Here is a 602-nt window from a genome sequence, read left to right as displayed (position 1 = left end):
CCCCGGCACCGGGGACGGAACGGGCTGGCGCGGACGGACCAGCCGCCTCGGCCGGGCCCTGAACCGCCCGGCGGGACGCGGCCAGTCCTCCAGGGGAAGAGGGGGACCAGCCGTTCACCCGAGGGGACAACTCGCGCAGCGCCTCCGCGCGGCCGAGTGAGTACGCCGAGTCCGTGATCGCGCGGATCACGTCCTGCGTTACGGGCGTCTGTGGCATGGCGGATTCCCAGGGCGAGACGGGTTCGGCGTCGGTGAGCGCCTTCGTGTTGTAGAGGGCAGCGATCTGCGCGAGCAGTTCCTTCTGCCGGGCCTTGTCCACGGCCAGACCGGTGTGCTCGACGGCGGCGTCCATCGCCTTGTCGAGCTTCGCGAACGCGGCGCGTTGCTCCCGATCAGAGGCGCCGGTCTCCCTTAGCAGCTTGGCCCGCTTGGCTGACAGGGCCACCCGGGTCAGGCGGCGGTGGGCGTCCACCTCCTGCGCGCTGCGGTCCGTCGTCTCGGCCAGGCTGAGCCAGACCAGCACCCGCTCAGGCGTGAGCCGCCAGTTGATGCGGCTGGTGCCTCGGATACGGTGCCGCTCGATCGCCATGCCGCGCTCCCAC

At 71.9% G+C, this 602-nt stretch carries 1 pseudogene; it reads right to left on the bottom strand.

What is annotated here, in order from left to right:
• Positions 1-589 (bottom strand): annotated as a pseudogene (locus ABD844_RS52095) (hypothetical protein); the annotation flags it as partial.
• Positions 590-602 lie beyond the last annotated feature (13 nt).

Origin of the sequence: Nonomuraea antimicrobica, from assembly GCF_039536965.1 — a bacterium.
GTDB lineage: Bacteria > Actinomycetota > Actinomycetes > Streptosporangiales > Streptosporangiaceae > Nonomuraea > Nonomuraea antimicrobica.
The sequence above is the reverse complement of the archived record's forward strand: the minus strand, read 5'-3'. Positions and strand labels throughout refer to the sequence as shown.